The organism is Pseudomonas sp. NFACC41-3 (assembly GCF_900109505.1).
GTDB lineage: Bacteria > Pseudomonadota > Gammaproteobacteria > Pseudomonadales > Pseudomonadaceae > Aquipseudomonas > Aquipseudomonas chlororaphis.
This window is the reverse complement of the sequence record NZ_FOAE01000001.1, coordinates 1,117,952-1,135,984: the sequence shown is the minus strand read 5'-3', so window position 1 is coordinate 1,135,984 and position 18,033 is coordinate 1,117,952. Positions and strand designations below refer to the sequence as shown.

21 protein-coding genes are annotated in these 18,033 nt (G+C 61.7%); 8 read left to right on the top strand and 13 right to left on the bottom strand.

Annotated features, from left to right (window positions below):
- Positions 1-4 precede the first annotated feature (4 nt).
- Together BMY68_RS05210 and BMY68_RS05205 are read right to left on the bottom strand one after the other, a co-directional pair.
- Positions 5-397, bottom strand: coding sequence for a GFA family protein (locus BMY68_RS05210; protein WP_085531214.1), 393 nt, complete (start codon positions 395-397; stop codon positions 5-7).
- Positions 398-452: 55 nt separating this feature from the next.
- Entirely contained in the window at positions 453-2,198 is a 1,746-nt protein-coding gene (locus BMY68_RS05205) for a SulP family inorganic anion transporter (RefSeq protein WP_085531216.1), read from the bottom strand.
- 486 nt (positions 2,199-2,684) lie between these two features.
- Between BMY68_RS05205 and BMY68_RS05200 the strand changes: the two genes are divergently transcribed.
- The gene (locus BMY68_RS05200; protein ID WP_037004673.1) at positions 2,685-3,023 is read left to right on the top strand and encodes a hypothetical protein; all 339 of its coding nucleotides are present in this window, start codon (positions 2,685-2,687) and stop codon (positions 3,021-3,023) included.
- Between the two features lie 69 nt (positions 3,024-3,092).
- Here the strand turns inward: BMY68_RS05200 and BMY68_RS05195 are convergent, their stop codons facing one another.
- Positions 3,093-3,575, bottom strand: coding sequence for a cupin domain-containing protein (locus BMY68_RS05195; protein ID WP_009043499.1), 483 nt, complete (start codon positions 3,573-3,575; stop codon positions 3,093-3,095).
- A 288-nt stretch (positions 3,576-3,863) separates the two neighbouring features.
- On the opposite strand from BMY68_RS05195, the gene BMY68_RS05190 reads away from it, so the two are divergent.
- Positions 3,864-5,990: a TonB-dependent receptor family protein gene (locus BMY68_RS05190; protein ID WP_085531217.1), complete on the top strand. Its 2,127-nt coding sequence runs from the start codon at positions 3,864-3,866 to the stop codon at positions 5,988-5,990.
- Positions 5,991-6,064: 74 nt separating this feature from the next.
- Here BMY68_RS05190 and BMY68_RS05185 read toward each other — a convergent pair whose 3' ends face one another.
- The 4 genes from BMY68_RS05185 to BMY68_RS05170 all read right to left on the bottom strand — a co-directional run bounded on the left by BMY68_RS05185 (position 6,065) and on the right by BMY68_RS05170 (position 9,439).
- A complete protein-coding gene (locus BMY68_RS05185; RefSeq protein ID WP_085531219.1) occupies positions 6,065-6,226 on the bottom strand; it encodes a DUF2986 domain-containing protein in 162 nt (53 codons plus the stop codon).
- A 202-nt stretch (positions 6,227-6,428) separates the two neighbouring features.
- The gene (locus BMY68_RS05180) at positions 6,429-7,070 is read right to left on the bottom strand and encodes a LysE family translocator (protein ID WP_009043496.1); all 642 of its coding nucleotides are present in this window, start codon (positions 7,068-7,070) and stop codon (positions 6,429-6,431) included.
- A 181-nt stretch (positions 7,071-7,251) separates the two neighbouring features.
- The gene (locus BMY68_RS05175) at positions 7,252-8,151 is read right to left on the bottom strand and encodes a DMT family transporter (RefSeq protein ID WP_085531221.1); all 900 of its coding nucleotides are present in this window, start codon (positions 8,149-8,151) and stop codon (positions 7,252-7,254) included.
- 208 nt (positions 8,152-8,359) lie between these two features.
- Positions 8,360-9,439 (bottom strand): SDR family oxidoreductase, encoded by a 1,080-nt coding sequence (locus BMY68_RS05170; RefSeq protein ID WP_085531223.1) that lies wholly within the window; start codon positions 9,437-9,439, stop codon positions 8,360-8,362.
- Positions 9,440-9,513: 74 nt separating this feature from the next.
- Here BMY68_RS05170 and BMY68_RS05165 point away from each other — a divergent pair, with 74 nt between their 5' ends.
- Positions 9,514-9,903 (top strand): MerR family transcriptional regulator, encoded by a 390-nt coding sequence (locus BMY68_RS05165; protein ID WP_085531225.1) that lies wholly within the window; start codon positions 9,514-9,516, stop codon positions 9,901-9,903.
- 51 nt (positions 9,904-9,954) lie between these two features.
- On the opposite strand, the gene BMY68_RS05160 is transcribed toward BMY68_RS05165, so the two are convergent.
- Positions 9,955-10,650: a tRNA (adenine(22)-N(1))-methyltransferase gene (locus BMY68_RS05160; protein WP_085531227.1), complete on the bottom strand. Its 696-nt coding sequence runs from the start codon at positions 10,648-10,650 to the stop codon at positions 9,955-9,957.
- A 391-nt stretch (positions 10,651-11,041) separates the two neighbouring features.
- Between BMY68_RS05160 and BMY68_RS05155 the strand changes: the two genes are divergently transcribed.
- A complete protein-coding gene (locus BMY68_RS05155; protein ID WP_085531229.1) occupies positions 11,042-12,085 on the top strand; it encodes an alpha/beta fold hydrolase in 1,044 nt (347 codons plus the stop codon).
- 109 nt (positions 12,086-12,194) lie between these two features.
- Positions 12,195-12,695, top strand: a complete 501-nt coding sequence (locus tag BMY68_RS29540; protein WP_139214878.1) for a hypothetical protein — start codon at positions 12,195-12,197, stop codon at positions 12,693-12,695.
- A 192-nt stretch (positions 12,696-12,887) separates the two neighbouring features.
- Here the strand turns inward: BMY68_RS29540 and BMY68_RS05145 are convergent, their stop codons facing one another.
- The 3 genes from BMY68_RS05145 to BMY68_RS05135 all read right to left on the bottom strand — a co-directional run bounded on the left by BMY68_RS05145 (position 12,888) and on the right by BMY68_RS05135 (position 14,468).
- The gene (locus BMY68_RS05145; protein WP_009043488.1) at positions 12,888-13,340 is read right to left on the bottom strand and encodes a hypothetical protein; all 453 of its coding nucleotides are present in this window, start codon (positions 13,338-13,340) and stop codon (positions 12,888-12,890) included.
- Positions 13,341-13,508: 168 nt separating this feature from the next.
- Complete coding sequence (locus BMY68_RS05140; RefSeq protein WP_085531231.1) at positions 13,509-13,970, bottom strand: NUDIX hydrolase; 462 nt, start codon at positions 13,968-13,970, stop codon at positions 13,509-13,511.
- A 45-nt stretch (positions 13,971-14,015) separates the two neighbouring features.
- Positions 14,016-14,468 carry an Lrp/AsnC family transcriptional regulator gene (locus BMY68_RS05135; RefSeq protein WP_053260817.1) on the bottom strand — a complete coding sequence of 151 codons (453 nt, stop codon included), beginning with the start codon at positions 14,466-14,468 and terminating at the stop codon, positions 14,016-14,018.
- A gap of 181 nt (positions 14,469-14,649) precedes the next feature.
- Here BMY68_RS05135 and BMY68_RS05130 point away from each other — a divergent pair, with 181 nt between their 5' ends.
- Together BMY68_RS05130 and BMY68_RS05125 are read left to right on the top strand one after the other, a co-directional pair.
- Entirely contained in the window at positions 14,650-15,267 is a 618-nt protein-coding gene (locus tag BMY68_RS05130; protein ID WP_085531233.1) for a LysE family translocator, read from the top strand.
- A gap of 75 nt (positions 15,268-15,342) precedes the next feature.
- Entirely contained in the window at positions 15,343-15,828 is a 486-nt protein-coding gene (locus tag BMY68_RS05125) for a MaoC family dehydratase (RefSeq protein ID WP_085531235.1), read from the top strand.
- Between the two features lie 55 nt (positions 15,829-15,883).
- Here the strand turns inward: BMY68_RS05125 and BMY68_RS05120 are convergent, their stop codons facing one another.
- Complete coding sequence (locus tag BMY68_RS05120) at positions 15,884-16,228, bottom strand: cupin domain-containing protein (protein WP_037004663.1); 345 nt, start codon at positions 16,226-16,228, stop codon at positions 15,884-15,886.
- Between the two features lie 159 nt (positions 16,229-16,387).
- The gene (locus BMY68_RS05115; protein ID WP_085531237.1) at positions 16,388-17,236 is read right to left on the bottom strand and encodes an OST-HTH/LOTUS domain-containing protein; all 849 of its coding nucleotides are present in this window, start codon (positions 17,234-17,236) and stop codon (positions 16,388-16,390) included.
- 267 nt (positions 17,237-17,503) lie between these two features.
- Here BMY68_RS05115 and BMY68_RS05110 point away from each other — a divergent pair, with 267 nt between their 5' ends.
- Positions 17,504-17,905, top strand: coding sequence for a GFA family protein (locus BMY68_RS05110; protein WP_085531238.1), 402 nt, complete (start codon positions 17,504-17,506; stop codon positions 17,903-17,905).
- Positions 17,906-18,033 lie beyond the last annotated feature (128 nt).

Genomic DNA, 18,033 nt, shown 5'->3' with positions numbered 1-18,033 from the left:
CCTGCTATTCCTCGAAGCGACTGCTGGCATCACGGTCGCGCGCGTAGCGCCTGGCGAGTGGAAACGCCGGCAGCCAGGACTCGCGACGAATAGTCCAGCTTTCATAGCTGGGCTTGAGTTGGTCGGGGGCGTCCAGGGCGCCCAGGTTCACTTCGATTTCGTCGGCGCTGCGGGCGAACACCGACGAGCCGCAATGCGGGCAGAAAAACCGCCCAGCGTAGTCGCGGGTTTCGCCCTCGACGGTCACCGCGTCCTCGGGGAAGATCGCCGAGGCATGGAACAGCGCGCCATGGTGCTTGCGACAGTCGAGGCAGTGGCACAAACCGACCCGGTATGGCGGCCCCGACGCCACGAGCCGCACCTTGCCGCACAGGCAACCGCCGGTGAATCGTTCCATGCCGTACCTCCTCTTGGGTCAAGCGTTGGTGGTGGCTGGCCACGGCCGCGTCCAGTCATGGCGCCGGCTTGGCGGGCGCTGGCAGGGTGCCGGCCCGAGGCTCCTCTGTCTGCGCCTTGCGCTGCAACTGATTGCGCCAGACCCGATAAGCGCGGATGCCGGCGCGTACCGAGGGGAACAACAATCCCTGCTCCAACTCGCGCGCCAGGCCTGAACGCACCAGCATCCGCAGGAATGTCCCGTGCGGCCGGGCAATGCCCAGGATGATGCCTCGGGCCAGCAGGGTGTCGCGCAGCTCCCTGAGGGCCACGATGCCGCTGACGTCGATCGAAGTCACCGCCTCGGCGACCAACAGCACGGCGCGGGGCTCGGGCTCGCGTTCGACCGCCTCGAGCAGGCGCGCCTTGAAGTAGTCGGCGTTGAAAAACAGGATCGCGTCGTCGAAGCGATACACCACCAGCCCCGCCAGCGTGCGCGCCTGCGGGTATTGGCTGATATCGACCTGGCCTTCGATCCCGCGCACCCAGCCCAGCACCGCGTCGGTGGGCTGGTAGATGCTTTTGAGCAGCCGCAGGATCGCCAGCAGCACCGCGACGATGATACCCGGCAGCACCCCCACGCCAATCACCCCCAGGGTGGTCAGCACACACAGCCAGAACTCGAAACGGCTGAGCTTGCGGATGACCCGCATCGCCTGGATATCGATCAGGCCCCAGCCGGCCATCAACAGCACCGCCCCCAGCGCCGCCTGGGGGATCCAGGCCATGGGCGCGGTGAAGAACAGCAGGATCAGGGCAATCACCAGGGCGGCGATGATCCCCACCAACTGGCTCTTGCCGCCCACCATGCTGTTGACCGCCGTGCGCGAATCGGCGCCGCTGATGGCGAAACCGCTGGAGACCCCGGCGGCGATATTGGACACCCCCAGCGCCAGGAACTCATGGTTGGCGTTGACCGTGTAGCCGTTCCTCGCGGCGAAGCTGCGGGCCGTCAGCATCGCGCTGCAAAAACTCACCGTGGCGATCGCCAGCGCATCGCGCAGCAGCCGTTTCAGTTCGCTCAGGTCGGTCTCGGGCCAGCTCAATTGCGGCATGCCCGAAGGGATCGGCCCCAGTACGGAGACCCCGTAGCGGTCCAGGCGCAGCACCCCGACGCATAAGGTAGCGATGGCCACCGTCACCAGCGCTGTCGGCAACCTGGCAAAGCGTCGCGGCAGCCAGATCAGCAGCGCCAGAGCGCCCGCCCCGATGGCCAGGGTCGGTAGATGGGTTTCGCCAAGCCGCTGCAGCATGTTCAGCAGGCTGAGAATGAACCCGTCGCCTTCGATCTTGTAGCCCAGCACCTTGCCCAGTTGCCCGGCCAGCAGGCTCAGGCCGATGCCGTTCAGATAGCCGATCAGGATCGGCCGCGAGAAAAAGCTGGCAATAAACCCCGCCCGGGCGATGCCGGCGCCGATCAGCATCAGGCCAACCAGCACCGTGACAATCACCGCCAACTGCGCCAGGCGCTCGGGATCGCCCAGCGCCAGGGGGGCGATCGCGCCGGCGACCATGGCGCAGGTGGCCGCATCCGGCCCGACCATCAACTGCCGCGAACTGCCCACCAGGGCATAGACCATCATCGGCAAGACGCAGGCGTACAAGCCGTACTGGGGCGGCAGCCCGACGATCTGTGCATAGGCGATGGCAATCGGGATCTGCACGGCGGCCACCGACAAACCGGCCTGCAGGTCGTACCTGAACCATTCGCGGCGGTATTGCAGGAGATTGGCCAAGCCTGGCAGCCAGCGGGCAAGCAGCATGGAGGCACCTTTGATCGAGGGCTTTGACGAAGGGTGATGGCGGGCGCGAAACCTCGGGCCCTGGATGAGAGGTAAGCAGAGTCGGTTTTCTTTTCAATAAAATAGCGGCGTATCGGGCCTCCCCTGGTTTAGCAGGCACCGCGGTTGCCTCCTGGTAAAACGCTTGCGCGGGAGGCGTCCAGCCCTCTGCGGTATCCGATGATCGGGCCTGGCAGCCGGCAGGCTCCTTTACTAGTGTCTACCCAACAGCAGCCGAACCGGTTCTAACTGGCCTGAGTTCACTGTCCATGCCGTACTCCTTCTCGAACAGTAGCGTGTTCGCCTACTCGTTCCTCCCGGTACTCAAGGAGAGAACCATCCAGGAAGTGCACGTGGCACTTCTTGCCTGCCAAGGGACATTCTGAAACGTATCAGGCTTTCAGCTAGAGGGTTTTACACCCGAGCGCCGAGGTGAAAAGAGGCGCACTCATCGAAAGGAGATCGAAGATGGCTAGCATATTGAAAGTTTTGGACATTCACCTGTCACTGCTCAAGTCCAACCCACCGCAGTTGCATATATTGGCCCATGGCCTGGTGGGTTCTACCGGCTGGACCAACCCAAGATTGCAACCGCGGTTTTACATTGATTTCCCGAAAGACGGGATTCAAGACTTTGACTTCGTCGCTGACCCACCCCAGGGAATTTCCATATTCCCCATCTGCCCCATCACCGCATCTGAGTATTGGGAAAACCCACCACTGGATAAGCTCAAAGGCGTAAGGGTTCACTCTGCCAACAACTTCGTTGAAGAGTACATCCGGGTGGCCAAGTCCGTAGCCTGTTAATCATTAAGAGGGATATGTGTCAGGCCTTGCCTGACACATATCAGATCGAATCCAGCCTTCAGTCATTGCCTATTTTTTGCTGTTCCTGGGGTCGTCCGCCGGGTTGAGGTAGGTGATGCCCCAGGGGCCCGTGCCGTGGAGCTGGAGCACGGTTTCCTGTTTTTGCGTGGCGGCGTACATCGGCATGCCGACGGGAATGATCAGGGTGTCGCCCGGGTGATAGGCCTTGGCCTTGGCTGCATCAAAGGTGTCGCCGGTGGCGAAGTAGAAGGTGCCCGAGATCACGGTGACACGTTCGGTCACGGGGTGGGTATGCACGCCGATTTTCGTGTTGGCCGGCAGTTTCAGGCGCAGGGTGAAGGGCTCCGCGGCTTTCAGGTCGCCTTCGATCACCGCAATCATCACGCCGGGCCCGACCGAGGGCGCGGCGGCCCATTTCAGTTCGGCGGGGGTGGCGGCAATCAACCCTTGGCCCTCGGCCAGAGCGGCGGATGCCAGGAAGGTTGCGCCGAGCAGGGCCAGCGAAACAGCAACAGCTTTGTGGACGCCCATCGTGATGTCCTCGCGTTTGAGAGCGCTGTGTGAATCGCAGCAGCGGCCGACATAGCGTCAACGCAAAAGCACAGTAGCTGCGCGATCGAGTCATATAGGGTGACGATAGCCGAACGCCGATGCGCGGATATATCCATTGCGAACAGCCTTGATAGCGCACGGGCATGGACGCTGGACTCCTGCCGATCTGCGCCTGCCTGGCAAAAGATAAAATTGCCATGTGTTTCCTTCGTTCTTTCATACGTCGCAGTTCTCACTGCCCGTTGCCCATGCCTGGAGTTCCCCCCGATGCCCTCGCCCCGTCCCCTGCCCGCTGCCTTGCTGGGCCTGGCCCTTGTCTGTCCGACCCTGGCCGAAGCCCAGGGCCTGGAGCTGGGGCAGGTGCTGATCGGCGCCGAGGAGCGCAGCGGCGAAGACGCATCGATCGAGGAGGCCAAGGCGCGGCTGGCCCAGGTGCCCGGCGGCAGCAATGTGGTCGACCTGCGCCGCCCGCTGCAGGGCCGCGTGGCCAGCAACCAGGATGTGCTGGCGTATCAGCCGGGGGTCTATGCCCAGTCGGCGGGCAACGAAGGGGTGAAGATTTCGATCCGCGGTTCTGGGATCAACCGCGCGCCGGGCGCCCATGCCTCGGGGCTGTACACCCTGCTCGACGGCCTGCCGCTGAGCGGCCCGGGCGGCACGCCCTATGAGTTGCTCGAGCCGCTGTGGCTGGAGCGTGTGGAAGTGCTGCGCGGCGCCAACGGTTTCGACCGCGGCGCCCTGGCCCTGGGCGGCGCCATCGACTACATCAGCCACACCGGCTACGACGCGCCGAAGTTGCAGGTGCGCTACGCCACCGGCAGCCACGGTTATCAGCAGCGCCAGGTCAGCTCCGGGCAGGTGCTGGGCGACTTCGACTACTACCTGTCCCTGACCGACGCCCACTCCGACGGCTACCAGGACCACAGCGCCAGCAAGAGCCAGGGGGTCGTCGCCAACTTCGGCTATCGCTTCAACCCGAACCTGGAAACGCGCTTCTACATCCGCCATCGCCAGACCGACAACGACCTCGCCGGGCGGGTCACCAAAGGCTCCATCGAGCAGCACCCGCGGGCGGCCAACCCGGCCTACGTGACGCGTAACGACAGCCGCGACCAGCCGGGCAGCACCTTTATCGGCAACAAGACCACCTGGTACATCGACGACGATTCAAGTATCCAGACCGGCCTGGTCTACCACGACTACCCCATGGACCTGCGCGAGGGCCCCAACCGCCTCAAGGTGGCCTACACCGACGTCAGCGGCACCTTCGACTACAAGCGCCGCGACACCCTCTGGGGCCTGGAAAGCCACAGCACCCTGGGCCTGCGCGTGACCAAGCACCTGCCCAACTCAGGGGCCAGCGAGTTGGTGCGTATCCCCAGCGGCAACACCGCCGGTTATGCGCCGGGTACTCATATGCGCAACTTCACCTACCAGGGCTCGGACAGCGTCCTGCATCTGGGCAATGACCTGGAAATCGCCGACGACCTGTGGCTGACCACCGGCCTGGCCGCCCTCTACACCCGCCGCGAAAGCGCCGTGACCTACCCCGACGGCGGTGGCAAGACCAGCCTCGGCGACTGGGACTACGCGCCGCGCCTGGGCCTGCGCTACCAGCTGAGCCCCGACCTGCAACTGTTCGGCAACCTCAGCCGCTCGGTCGAGGCGCCCCACCCCTGGTCGCTGATCTACAGCTCCAACATTCGCTTCCCGGCCGGCAGCGGCGCCGCCACCGGCACCCAGCGCGACCCGATCAAGCTACACAACCAGACCGCCACCACCCTGGAACTCGGCGGCCGGGGCGACAGCGCCATCGGCCAATGGAGCCTGGCCTGGTACTACGCCCAGGTACGCCACGAACTGCTCTCGGTATTGCCGGACGCCAACGCCACCACCCCCTATGAGCTCAACGCCAGCCCCACCGTGCACCAGGGCGTGGAAGCCAGCCTGGACAGCAAGCTGTGGTCAGGGAAAGACGGCGGCCAGCTGAGCCTGCGCCAGAGCTACACCTTCAGCGACTTCCGCTACCGCGACGATGAACGTTTCGGCGACAACCGCCTGCCGGGCCTGCCGATGCACTACTACCAGGGCGAGTTGCGCTACGACTGGCCCCTGGGCTTCTTCGCCGCGCTCAACACGCAACTGGTGTCCAAGGTGGCGGTGGACTACGCCAACAGCTATTACGCCGATCCCTACGCGCTGTTCGGCACCACCCTGGGCTACAACGCGCCCAAGGGCGACTGGCAGACCTGGCTCGACCTGCGCAACCTGACCGACCAGCACTACGCCGCCACCGTCACCCCGGGCTATGACGACAAAGGCCTGGACGCGGCGCGCTCGACGCCGGGGGAAGGCATGGCGATGTATGTCGGGGTGGCGTGGAGCCTGCGTTAAGGCCAGGGCGGCCAGGCGTGGGCAGGCGATCCGGTTTGGCGGGCAGCCTGAAGCCACCCGGAAAAGGCGCGCTATCAGCTCTCGGAGGACACCACGGACTCGGGACTGGATTCGGCAGCCAGCTTCAATCGGTCGGCCTTGCTGATGTATTTGGGCTTGCTGCACGGCGCCAGCTTGGCACTGGCCTTTTTCGCGTTAGCCTTTAATAGCTGATTGATTTTTTTACGACGGTTCATGGTCTTTCTACTCGGCCGGTAAGGTTTCGGATGATATCAGCTAACGATATCGGGCCGGATTCCTGTGCCGCGCACTGAATGCATAACCTTGGAGCCACGGGTTTCCCAAAGGCCGCAAGATGAGCGCTTTTGGTCGTTAGCGGTTGCATGGGAATGGTTGGTTCCGGCCAGAACCAACCATCCATGGATAGCCACACTCCTCTTATGCAGCCTGTCGACGCATGGTCAGGATGGCCGCTCCGAAACAGATGAAGGTCGAGCCCACCACCCGACTGACCCAGCGGGACAGCTCGGGCCGGGTCAGCACGCCCTTGGCCCGGGAGGCCAGTGCGGCATACAGGCTCAAGGACGCCACCGACAGCCCCATGAAGATCGAAGTGAGGATCAGGAACTGCGGCAGCAGCTGCGCGCCCTGATCAATGAATTGCGGGAACAGCGCGGTGAAGAACATCGTCGCCTTGGGGTTGGTCACCGCCGTCAGGAAGGCCGACTTGTACAGCTTCACGCGAGTGGGCCTGCTCTTCTTCACGTCATCCTGGATACCGTCCGCGAGCATCGGGCTCTTTTTGAACAACTGCCTGATCCCCAGATAGAACAGATAACCGGCGCCGATGATCTTCACTGCGTTGAACAGCAACTCGGAACTGGCAAGCAACGCCCCCAGCCCCAGCATCGCAGCCGCCGACAGGCAGAACAGGCCACTGGCATTGCCCAACGAGGACCACACCGCGCTGCGTTGGCCATGGGCGAGGCTGTTGTTGATCGCCATCAATGTCGCAGGCCCCGGGCTGGCGATGGCAATCGCGGCGACCAGGGTAAAAGCCAGAATCGAGTGAGGGTCCATTTTCAGACTCGTCGGAGGATGGGGGTTGCATATTACTGGATAGAACGGGTCAACAGGCGAGATCTCGCTCGGTTCCGCTTGGCTGGAAGGTATCGAATATCCGCTCCGGCCAGGAGCGGTCCAATCGCTCAAAACACCTAAAAGCCACTGATTGCCAAAGTCATCAGGCTCCGAAAAAAGCTCACTCGGTCGAAGGGACGGATGCTTTGCTGCCCAAGCGGATGAGTTCATTGGAGAAACACAGGCCGACGATGATCAGTGCCGCTCCCGCGTACAGGCTTTCGCGCGGTACTTCATTGAGCACCACAAACGCCAGCAGCGCGGCGAACAGTGGCTCGGTCAGCTCCAGCGCTTGCACTTGGGATGGCTTGAGGTACTCGATGGCCTTGGTGGTGCAGAAGAAGCCCAGGATTGTCGGCAGCGTGGCCAGCGCCAGCAGCGCGGCGATCGCCAGCGGCGACAGCTCGCCTATCGCGAAACCATCGGCCGCCGCCGGCATCAGCAGGTACAGGCTGCCAAAGAACAACAATTGTCGGGTGAAGTGCAGCCCCCCCGACACCCTCATACGCTTCATGGCAACCGAAAAGGCCCCATAGCCGCAGCCGGCCATGGAGGCGAGCGCAGCACCTTGCAGGGTAAAGCCCTGCTGCAGGTCGCCGCCGAAGATCACCGAGATCCCAGCGATAGCCAATGCGGCGCCAACGGTAGCGTTCGCGGTGATGGCATCCTTGAGGAAAACGCGCCCCAGAATGATCGAGGAAATCGAGGCACTGGCCATCAGCACCACCACCACACCTGCCGCAGCGTAGTGTTGATAGGCGGACGTTTCGAAATAGAACAGCACAAAGATGCCAAGGAATGCGCAGATAGCCGCCTGAGTCCATTTGGTCGACGTCGCCGGGCGCTTGAGGAAAAACAGCAAGATCGACAGAAGCACGCAACCCAGTACGGTCTTGATGACAGCGACACTGCTAGCGGTGAAACCATTACTCATGAGGACTTTGCTGAGTACACCGATCGTTGCGTTCAGTGCCGCAGCGGAGAGTGCAAATATGACGCCTTTGCTGAAAGTAGATGGCATTGATGACGATCCCTGTCGCTGAATTGTCGTTCGATAGAATGCCGCCCTACATCGACGGCGCAAAGTTTGAGGATACGAAGATCCACCACACCAAGTATTTATTGAGGCATCAGCTGGATCGCCCAGTAGGGGGCTGTCGGCCTCTTGAAGTTTCCGTACGAAATGGCGGAAAAAAGTGGGTGGATCAGGTTCACTCCCCTGGGAGAAGTCAGAGGGCCTGGCCCTTGGCTAGGCAATATGAGTTAACGAACGTCGCAGTGTGCTGCAAGGACTGGCGTATATCCGGTTTGGCTATTCCATGCCTGTTGGCAAATTGCTCGGCCGCGACCGTATCAAAACGCGTGGTCTGGATAAAGTCCAAGGCTTCGGGTTTTGTGTTCAAAAACCGCGCGACGGGAGCAATACTCAGTAGCAACTTCAGCAAGCGCAGTGGAATGTAATGCTTGGGAGACTTTACGCCCAAAGGTTGTGCCGCCTGTACCAGGAGTTCTCGCAAGTTGGGAGTCTGGTCATCAAGCGCCAGCAGTTCCTGGCCCACCATGGCAGGATCGAAAGCACACACCGCCACCAGCTCAACCAGGTAATCCACGGTGACCAGTGGCAGCCAGTGCTCGGCGGTGCCGGGCACTGCCGTCAGCTTTCCCTGCACAAGGTTGCGTATCAGCGCCACCAGCGGCTGACCGTCAAGGATATGCCCCGTGCGGCTGTGGCCACAGACCGTCGCAGGGTGGACAACGGTCATCTCCCCGCCCTTGGCGGACATGACCTCCAGGGTCGCAAAATGCGCCTCCAGCTTGCTTCCCTCGTAACCACCGACCTGTCGGTAGACGGCAGGCCAATTCGTCAGTTGCGGATAACGAGGATCAATTCCGATGCGTTGCAGATGTTCATGATTTTTCAGCATGTAGCCGCCGATCATCACTAACCGGCTTTTTTGCTCAGCCGCCAACAGCGCCACGCGCTTTGCCCCTTCCACATTCACCGCACGAGACTGCTCCACTGAAAGCCCCCAGGCGAAGTGGGCACCGAGGTGGAATATGACTCTGGCGTGCCTTAGCACTTCTCGGTCAACAAGACTCAGCCCGAGGTTGTCCCGTTCCAGATCGCCAGCTACGGCAAATACCCGGGTTGCGCACCCTCCCAAATTATCGACTTGCTCGCGCAGTGCAGCCAGTCGCTCCGGGCGACGCATCAACACCCTAACTGTGTGACCTTTGGCACTCAGGTACGCCACCAGATGTTGACCGATGAAGCCGGTACCCCCGGTGACAAAACACTCCACGCTCATTTCCCTGTTCCTTGTTTAAGGTGAGAAATCGAGCGTAAACTATCGACCCAACTCTATAGTCAAGCGGTGTTTTCATGAAGATCGGCGAACTCGAAGCCCGCAGCGGCGCCAGCCGCCATACGCTGCGTTATTACGAGCAAATCGGCCTGATCTCACCGCTGCGGCAAACTAACAACTATCGCGTTTACACAATGCAAACTCTGCAGGACCTGGACTTTATCCAGCGCGCGCAAAGCATGGGGTTTTCCCTGGGGGAAATAGGCGAGATTCTGGATGCGCAGCGGAACAAGCTGATCGATTGTGCTGACGGCGCTAAGTTAATTGAAAGGAAGATGGCAGAAATCAAACAGAAAATCGCCAACTTCCAAAGCATCTATCGGTATCTGGATGAAGAGCGTGCAACCCTCGAAGCCAGTGCTGCCAAGCAACTTGAGCTTCAGCAGCTGAACAACGCTTCCAACTGAACGGTCAGCATCTGGGAAACGGAAGTTGCAGCCGCTTCCAGTTTACCGCGCTCAAGCCAGCAACTCGCTGATCCACCGGGCCTGCCGGGCGATGTCCTGGACCTTCTCCTCGGGCACGGCCTGCCGCGCCCGGGCGAAGTGGGCCAGGGTCTTGTGTTTCAGGCGCAGCATGCGTTGCCATTTAGCCAGGAATGCCGGGCTGCGGGCCTGCAGTTGCAGCGGGCCGAAGTACAGTTCCTCGGCGGTGTAGCTCACCGGCCCGGCGCGCTCGGCGACGATGATTTCGTAGTAAAAGCGGTTTTCCCGCAGCACTTCCTCGCCGAGGATGCGGTAGCCATGCTCCATCAGCCATTGGCGCAGGGGCTGCTCGCCGCCGTTGGGCTGCAGGATCAGGCGTTCGTCGCCATTCAGGCGCGCCTTGCCGCTGTCGAGGATGTCGCGGATGGTCTCGCCGCCCATGCCGCAAAGGCTGATTGCCGTGATTCCGTCTTCCGGCTCGATCGCCGCCAGGCCGTTGGCCAGGCGCACGCTGATGCCCGACTCCAGCGCGTTTTCACGCACGCTGCGCTGGGCCGCGTGGAACGGCGTCAACGCCACCTCGCCAGCCACCGCCGCCGCGATAAGGCCCCGGCGCAGCAACGCCACCGGCAGGTAGCCGTGGTCCGAGCCGATATCGGCCAGGCGCGCACCCGCTGGCACATGCGCCGCCACGCGCTCCAGGCGCATGGACAATGTCTGTTGGTTCAACTGCCGCCCCTTTTCACCACGAACCTCCGGCGCCTTTGACCGGATCGGGGCGCGATTCTGTCGGGCAATGCCGTGCATTTCAAATTTATGCGACCGGGCCCCTGGTTTCGCCCGCCCCGTCGCTCGCGTATCGGCGCCAAGGCAAGCCGGGGCAAAAGCCACTTTTGCCTCGAGCTTTGCGCAGCCCGGGAGGCGGGAATGGAACGCCCCAGCCCTTCTGCCCATCCCCTATGTATCGCAGTGTGTCTACATCACCTCCCGCTACATAAGCTTGCATCCGCCCCGGGATTCGGACACAGGCCAGATACGTCGCGGCCGTCAAATGCAACCCAGGTTGAAGGGGATCGGCCAGATCCTCACCCCCGGCTTGCAATCCAATGGAGAGATCAGCATGAAGATGACACTGCGCAACCACACAATCGGCGCATCGGTCCTGGCCCTCACCCTGTTCGGCATCCTCGGCACGGCCCAGGCGCAGACGAACACGGCGGCGCAAGCCGACGCGGGTAGCACCGGCACCACTTATGCCGCCCCCTCGCCTTTCGGTCCGTTGAAGCATGTCAACGCCGGGCTGCTGGACGTGGCATACGCCGAAACCGGCCCGACCGATGGCCCGGTGGTGATTCTGCTGCACGGCTGGCCGTACGACATTCACAGCTTTGATGAGGTCGCGCCCTTGCTGGCCGCCAAGGGTTATCGGGTGCTGATGCCCTATGCCCGCGGCTATGGCGATACCCGTTTCCTGTCGGCGAAAACCCTGCGCAATGGCCAACCGGCCGCGCTGGCCAGTGACGTCATCGACTTCATGGATGCGCTGAAGATCAAGCAAGCAGTGCTCGGAGGTTATGACTGGGGCGCGCGTTCGGCGGACATCGTCTCGGCGCTGTGGCCGGAGCGGGTCAAGGCGCTGGTGTCGGTCAGTGGCTACCTGATCGGCAACCAGGCGGCCGGCCAGAATCCGCTGCCGCCCAAGGCGGAATTGCAGTGGTGGTACCAGTTCTATTTCGCCACCGATCGCGGTCGCGCCGGCTATGAGAAAAACACTCACGACTTCGCCAAGCTGATCTGGCAACTGGCCTCGCCGCAATGGACGTTCGACGACGCCACCTTCGAGCGCAGCGCCAAGGCCCTGGACAACCCCGATCACGTCGACATCACGGTGTTCAACTACCGCTGGCGCCTGGGGCTGGTTCAAGGCGAAAGCCGCTACGCCACCCTGGAGCAGAAACTGGCCACGGCCCCAACCATCAGCGTGCCGACCATCACCCTCGAAGGCGATGCCAACGGCGCGCCGCACCCGAACCCCGCGGATTACGCCAAGCGCTTCACCGGCAAATACCAGTTCCGCCTGATCAGCGGCGGCATCGGCCACAACCTGCCGCAGGAAGACCCGCGGGCGTTTGCCCAGGCAGTGATCGATGCGGATCGTCTTTGACCAGGGGTCTGCTGCCAGCCCCCCGCCATGAGGGAGCTGGCGTTTTGCTCCAGGCTACAGAATGCCGGATCCCCTCTTGACCCACATGCCACAGCAAGGAGCGCTGCTCATGTCCGCTTTCCAGAACGCACAGACGATCGATGGTTTCACCATGAAACTGTGGCGCGGCGAACACATGTGCCTGATCGGTTTCGATGTCGAGAGTCCTCCCGCGGACCTCGTGGGCTTTGCCATCGAATGCAGGTTCCCCAGTACCGACGCGTTCAAGCCCCTGCTCAACCGCATCGCCTTTGCCTACGACGAGCCAACCCACAGCGCGGTCGATGGCCAGCGCAAGTTTTCCTCGCTGGAAGCGCCCTTCCAGAAGTTACGCTGGGCTCACGTTCCCCATGAGGTCGAGCAAGGCACCTTCACCTACCGGGGCCGGATGATGCACATGGCCAACGACAGTCAGCTGGTTCTAGATCCGGGGGGAAGAAAAAAACGGCGATCACCTGATCCTGATCGAGGACCAGAGAATCGCCGTGGTCTATGCCATCCAGGCCCTGCTGATATTCGATCACCTGCACTTTCGCAGCGTGATGCAAAAAACCTTCACCAGCGCCGATGAGACCCAGGGGAGACAGCCACCGCCACTGGTGCTGAAAAAACCCACGGCGATCTCGGGCCAGCCCGCCTGGTTCGAGGCGTACTACGTCGCAGGTTCGCAGAAACAGGGCGACCGGCAGTTGTTCTCTCACTAAGGGCGCGAACTGTCGAAAGGCGCCAGGAAGGCCTCATGCCCTGCTGGCGCCTGTGCGGGTCAGACCGAGAAGATCATGCAGCCGATCGCGCCAGACTCATGGTAAATAGCCCGCGCATTGTGCTCTGTTGCGAATCCCCGCAAAGAGTGTTTTGCCACGTCGCTATAGGCCAGGGCAACCACCCAGCGTGCCTCGACGGGCCTAGTGTATTTGGCGATTTTCTCGATGTCCTTGCGGGTTTCCGCCAGCAGTTTGTTGCCGGCGTTGGTGGCGCTCTCGACTTTCACTTCGATGGCATATCTCTCGACACCCTGGCTGGCCAGTACATCCAGGTGCAGGGTGTCGTTCGGCGATGGGTAAGGCACTTCGCGAGCGACCCCCAGGTGGGCTGCGCGCAGCAGCATCAGAAACTCGACCTGGAACCAGACTTCCCAGGCTGCGCCGGTACTGATGGCGGCCTCGATGCGCGAGTGGTCACTGAGGATGATGTGGCTGAGTTCGGTGTTTTTCATCGGGCGTTCCCTCTAATGGTTGGTAGAGAGAGGAACGAGCCGACGGCACCGTTGTGAATATCGAGGGCGAACCGGGATCGACGGCATAAACCGCCAGCCGGAAAATCCCGACTGCGCGGGAGATCGGCAGCCCCGCATCAAGCCAGGATCAGCCCGCAGAAAAAAACGCTACAAGGACGGCTCGAATACCCCCGCCTCTTCCAGCATCTCCACCAACGCTTCCGGCCAGACGATGGCCTCGGTGGCTCGCAGATCCTCGGCGGACCACCAATGATGATCGGCCATTACCTGGGCCTCGGCCGAGGTCCAGCCTGCACGAGAGAGCGGCTGGTCTGGCGCGTGCACCACAAAATACTGCTCGACAGAGGCCACCCACTCGCCGCTGGGCAGTTGCATGGGGAACCGGCGACTGGCCACCGGCTCTCCCACCGCGCAGACCTGAATACCGGTTTCCTCGTGCAGTTCACGAATCGCCGCGACCTGGAAGGTTTCGTCCCCTTCAAGCCCGCCACCGGGCGTGGCCCAATAGTCATCCCCCGCCAGCGCCCCTTCCTTGTGCAGGAACCGGAACAGCAGGACCTTTCGCGAAGGGTTGATGACCAGCAATCTTGCCGATTTTCGTTCACGCATCGGTATCTCCATGAAGTGTTGTTCTGATGTACGCGTCGACACGTCTCACAGCGGCAGCGAGCGGTCCTGAATCACCCGTTTCATCACCAGGGTCGAGGTCAGGCGCTGGACGTTGGGCAGCTTGGACAGGCGGTCATCGTAAAGCTGCTGGAAGGCCGGCAGGTCGCGGGTGATGACGTGCAGCAGGTAATCCGGCTCGCCAAACAGCCGTTGCGCCTCGACGACCTGCGGGATCGGCAGTAGCGCCGCTTCGAAGGCGGCCACCGCCTGGTGATCGCCCTCGCGCAGCGTGGCAAACACCATCGCCGAAAACGTCAGGCCCAGGGCGCTGGGCGACAACTGGGCGCGATAGCCCTGGATCACCCCCGACTCCTCCAGCGCTCGCACGCGACGATGGCACGGCGACAGGCTGAGGCCGACCCGCTCCGCCAGCTCGGTCACCGACAAACGCCCGTCCGCCTGCAGCTCGGCAAGAATCTTCTGATCAATTCTGTCCATCTGGAAGGATCTACCCAAAAACCTTATTCGGACTGGAATGATAGAGAAAATATTCTCACCGCACTCCATTAATCTTTCCGCAAACCTGATCTTTGCGAGAAAGAAGCATGCCCTCCCCGATTAAAACCACCGTCGACAGCCCAGAAACAGCATTCGCCCAGCAGCACAAGGCAAGACGGCCATGAGCCTGAGTATTTTCGCGGCGTTCTGGGCGGTGTCGTTTCTATTTGTGATCACCCCCGGGGCGGATTGGGCCTACGCGATATCGGCCGGCCTGTTCGGGCGAGTGGTGATACCCGCGGTGGCCGGCCTATTGATCGGACATCTGCTGGCGACGCTGATAGTGGCCGCCGGGGTCGGCGGGCTGATCGCCAGCAATCCCCTGGCCCTCTCGCTGCTGACCCTTGGCGGGGCTGGCTATCTGCTCTGGCTGGGGATCAATATGCTGCGCAACCCGTCCGTGCCCCGCGCCGGGGAGGCCCAAGCCTCTGCGTCCTGGGCTCGCTGGACCCTCAAGGGGGCCTGCGTCAGTGGCCTCAACCCCAAGGTGTTCCTGTTGTTCCTGGCCTTGTTGCCGCAATTCACCGACCCGCTGGCCGCCTGGCCGGTGCCGCTGCAGATCGTCGCGCTGGGGCTGCTGCATGCCTTCAGCTGCGCGGTGATCTACCTGCTGGTGGGCTTTGCTTCCCGCGCCGTGTTGCAGACGCGCCCGGTGGCCGCGCAAGCGGTCAGCCGGCTCTCGGGGGTGCTGATGATCATCATCGCCGTGCTGCTGTTCGTCGAGCAGATCCTGCGCTGAACCGGTATGTTCCACGGGTATCCAAAAGGCTCGAAACCGCACTCCCCCGAATACGCAAAAGGACCAGGAACCGCCATGAAAAGCTTCCGACAGCGCGCCGCCGAAGGGCTTCAGGCAGGCGATCGCTTCACCCTCTCCCGCTGTTTTTCAGAGGCGGATATCCAGGGCTTCGCCACGCTGTCCCGCGACTACAACCCGGTGCATTTCGATGCCGAGTTCGCCGCCGCCCGGCGCTTCAGGGCGCCGGTTTCCCATGGCCTGCTGACCGCCAGCCTGCTCACCGAAATCGGCGGGCAGATCGGCTGGCTGGCCTCGGCCATGAGCTTCCAGTTCAAGCAGCCGGTGTACGCCGGCGACACCATCACTTGCCACTGGGTGATCCAGGCGCTGGACGAACAAGGCCGGGCTACGGCGGCCATCAGCATGACCAACGAAGACGGCATCATCGTCCTGGAAGGCCAGACCAGCGGCCTGGTGCCAGGGCCGAAGGAGCGGGCAATCCTGATGCGCATGCTGGCCGAAGGCGATGCGACCAATGGCGCGGCGGGTGCGGGGGAATGATGGGCGTTGGGCGAACCGCACGGCGGGCTCGCCCGTATCGATGTTCGGCCCGGGCTCACTCTTGGCGGATAATATCGACCGAGATCTCCCGCGCCGGAATCGGCCCTTTGTTCTCAAGCCAGTGCGTGGTGTCCCGGTCCTCGGGCCACCCCACTCCCGGGCCATAGTCCGTGTCGCCGCCCTCGCGATGGTCAGTGATGGTGCCTTCCAGTATGTAGACGACGCCAGGCCGGTCTTTATGGTTGTGGATCGGCCCGAATACGCCTCCAGGCTCGATGGTCACCAGGCGCATTCTGAGTTGGCGCCCGGCCATGCCCTCGATTTCGGGACCCAGGTCAATGGTTGCCAGTACCTGCACTGCAACCCCTTTGGTTTCCGGTGCCACCTGTTCATTGCTCATGCTGCTCTCCTCCCTGTACCTACAGGGCTTCACTAGCAGTAGACACCCCGAAAAGGCGAGCGCTGCCGACAGGCGACAAAGGGTCGGAAGCGGCTTTTCATGACAGGGAGGAATCGGCGGAAGCGCACTTGCAAAAAGGGGGACGGTTCAGTTTCCCAATCAACTGACCTTGCTGCGATACCAAACGGCAGTACGTTCATTATCAGCTTGGGATTTTCGTATTTCGAACTGCCGTGATTCGTGCAGGACATGCCTCCAACTGCTGCAACCGTAGCGCTTGGGCGTCTGCTCCGGATAGGTACGACCAATCCAGCGGATGGCTGCCTCCAATCGAGTCCAGCCACCTTCGGCAAGCTTGGTTTCTGCTTCATGCAAACAGCTGTATATCCCACTGCAGGGCCAATTGACTGAGCCATCCACCTGGAGACCGTTCAACCCATCTTCAACTGTTGAGCTCTGTATAAACAAAGCCATCTTGGCTCGCGCTTCATGCATGGCTTTGTCCCAACTTTGCAGATTTAGGCAATGCCCATTGATGGTTTCGTAGCTTTCCTCCAGGAAGCCATCCGCCGCCTGGCAGCCTGATTCAGACCAGAGATCGAAATGCTCAAGGAAGTGGTGAACTAGCTTATTGCGCAAGCCGACCAGCTCCTTGAGGGCGACCTTCATTGCCTCATAGTGCTCGGCAGGCATTTCCAACTGGCATCGATAGCTGAACCAGATCTGGTCGCCGGCATAGGCTTGCGTCTGTGATTCTTCTTCATTTGTAGGCCGCGTCAGAAAGCTTTCGGTCAGCCTCCCCACCAACGTGCCCATGGTCTCTCTCTGGGCACATGAGATTGTCTGCTCCAGCTGATCCGCAGGGCCGCTCAGCTTGCTATGCGCGACTATGACTTTCAGCTGCCGTTCGTACTGTTGCAAACGCAACAGGCAGCGCCCGAGCTTGCGCTGCACTATAGGTTGAAGGCCAGGTACATCATCCGAGGGGATGGTTGAGTGTTCATCCATAACTAACGACCCAGACATAAGTGATGGGGCTGGAGCCATTCACCGCAATACGCTTGCCCTGCGAGGAGAGCTTGCCGTGCGTGAATCGGGCGCTTTCAAGCACAGTGTAGGTTGAGCCAACCCGCTCGGACTTTTTCAAAAAAACGCTCGACAACTGCCGCTGGCGAGAGACAGCTTTGGGTTGAATCCACAACCAAAACCAGCCGTTCGACATCCTCGACACCGACTGCTTAAATGGGCGCCCTTCCGTTCAAGGTGCGCCCTTAAATGACTGACACCTTCCTGGGCAGCTGCCTTTGCGGCGCCGTCGAATACCAGCTCTTATCCCGCCCGAAGGCGCTTTCCCACTGCCATTGCAGCCAGTGCCGTAAAAGCCATGGGGCGGCATTCGCCAGCTATGGCAGTGTGTTGCGCAGCGATCTGCGCATCGTGCAGGGTGCCGGGAGCCTCCAGTCCTATCGTTCGTCCGAAACGGTGCGGCGCCAGTTTTGCGGCCAGTGCGGTTCGTCGCTGTTCTGGTCCAGGGACCAGGGAGAACACGCCAACTGGATCTCGATCGCCCTGGGCACTCTGGATACGCCCTTCACCGCAGATAAACAGAAACACATTCAGGTGGCGTTCAAGGCTTCGTGGTACGAAATCCAGGACAATTGGCCGCAAGAACCATGACTGCAACAAGGCAAACACGGATGGCAACCGACGCAAGGCACACCCAAACGCATCCACTCCGCCAGACGGCTCCAGGACCAGGCGCGATACCCTCTAAGCTGAATAGAGCAGCACTGCGAACACGCCTC

Coding starts and splice junctions, on each gene's coding strand:
- BMY68_RS05210 (WP_085531214.1), bottom strand. CDS start 397: ATGGAACGATTCACCGGCGGTTGCCTGTGCGGCAAGGTGCGGCTCGTG.
- BMY68_RS05205 (WP_085531216.1), bottom strand. CDS start 2,198: ATGCTGCTTGCCCGCTGGCTGCCAGGCTTGGCCAATCTCCTGCAATAC.
- BMY68_RS05200 (WP_037004673.1), top strand. CDS start 2,685: ATGGCTAGCATATTGAAAGTTTTGGACATTCACCTGTCACTGCTCAAG.
- BMY68_RS05195 (WP_009043499.1), bottom strand. CDS start 3,575: ATGGGCGTCCACAAAGCTGTTGCTGTTTCGCTGGCCCTGCTCGGCGCA.
- BMY68_RS05190 (WP_085531217.1), top strand. CDS start 3,864: ATGCCCTCGCCCCGTCCCCTGCCCGCTGCCTTGCTGGGCCTGGCCCTT.
- BMY68_RS05185 (WP_085531219.1), bottom strand. CDS start 6,226: ATGAACCGTCGTAAAAAAATCAATCAGCTATTAAAGGCTAACGCGAAA.
- BMY68_RS05180 (WP_009043496.1), bottom strand. CDS start 7,070: ATGGACCCTCACTCGATTCTGGCTTTTACCCTGGTCGCCGCGATTGCC.
- BMY68_RS05175 (WP_085531221.1), bottom strand. CDS start 8,151: ATGCCATCTACTTTCAGCAAAGGCGTCATATTTGCACTCTCCGCTGCG.
- BMY68_RS05170 (WP_085531223.1), bottom strand. CDS start 9,439: ATGAGCGTGGAGTGTTTTGTCACCGGGGGTACCGGCTTCATCGGTCAA.
- BMY68_RS05165 (WP_085531225.1), top strand. CDS start 9,514: ATGAAGATCGGCGAACTCGAAGCCCGCAGCGGCGCCAGCCGCCATACG.
- BMY68_RS05155 (WP_085531229.1), top strand. CDS start 11,042: ATGAAGATGACACTGCGCAACCACACAATCGGCGCATCGGTCCTGGCC.
- BMY68_RS29540 (WP_139214878.1), top strand. CDS start 12,195: ATGTCCGCTTTCCAGAACGCACAGACGATCGATGGTTTCACCATGAAA.
- BMY68_RS05145 (WP_009043488.1), bottom strand. CDS start 13,340: ATGAAAAACACCGAACTCAGCCACATCATCCTCAGTGACCACTCGCGC.
- BMY68_RS05140 (WP_085531231.1), bottom strand. CDS start 13,970: ATGCGTGAACGAAAATCGGCAAGATTGCTGGTCATCAACCCTTCGCGA.
- BMY68_RS05135 (WP_053260817.1), bottom strand. CDS start 14,468: ATGGACAGAATTGATCAGAAGATTCTTGCCGAGCTGCAGGCGGACGGG.
- BMY68_RS05130 (WP_085531233.1), top strand. CDS start 14,650: ATGAGCCTGAGTATTTTCGCGGCGTTCTGGGCGGTGTCGTTTCTATTT.
- BMY68_RS05125 (WP_085531235.1), top strand. CDS start 15,343: ATGAAAAGCTTCCGACAGCGCGCCGCCGAAGGGCTTCAGGCAGGCGAT.
- BMY68_RS05120 (WP_037004663.1), bottom strand. CDS start 16,228: ATGAGCAATGAACAGGTGGCACCGGAAACCAAAGGGGTTGCAGTGCAG.
- BMY68_RS05115 (WP_085531237.1), bottom strand. CDS start 17,236: ATGGATGAACACTCAACCATCCCCTCGGATGATGTACCTGGCCTTCAA.
- BMY68_RS05110 (WP_085531238.1), top strand. CDS start 17,504: ATGACTGACACCTTCCTGGGCAGCTGCCTTTGCGGCGCCGTCGAATAC.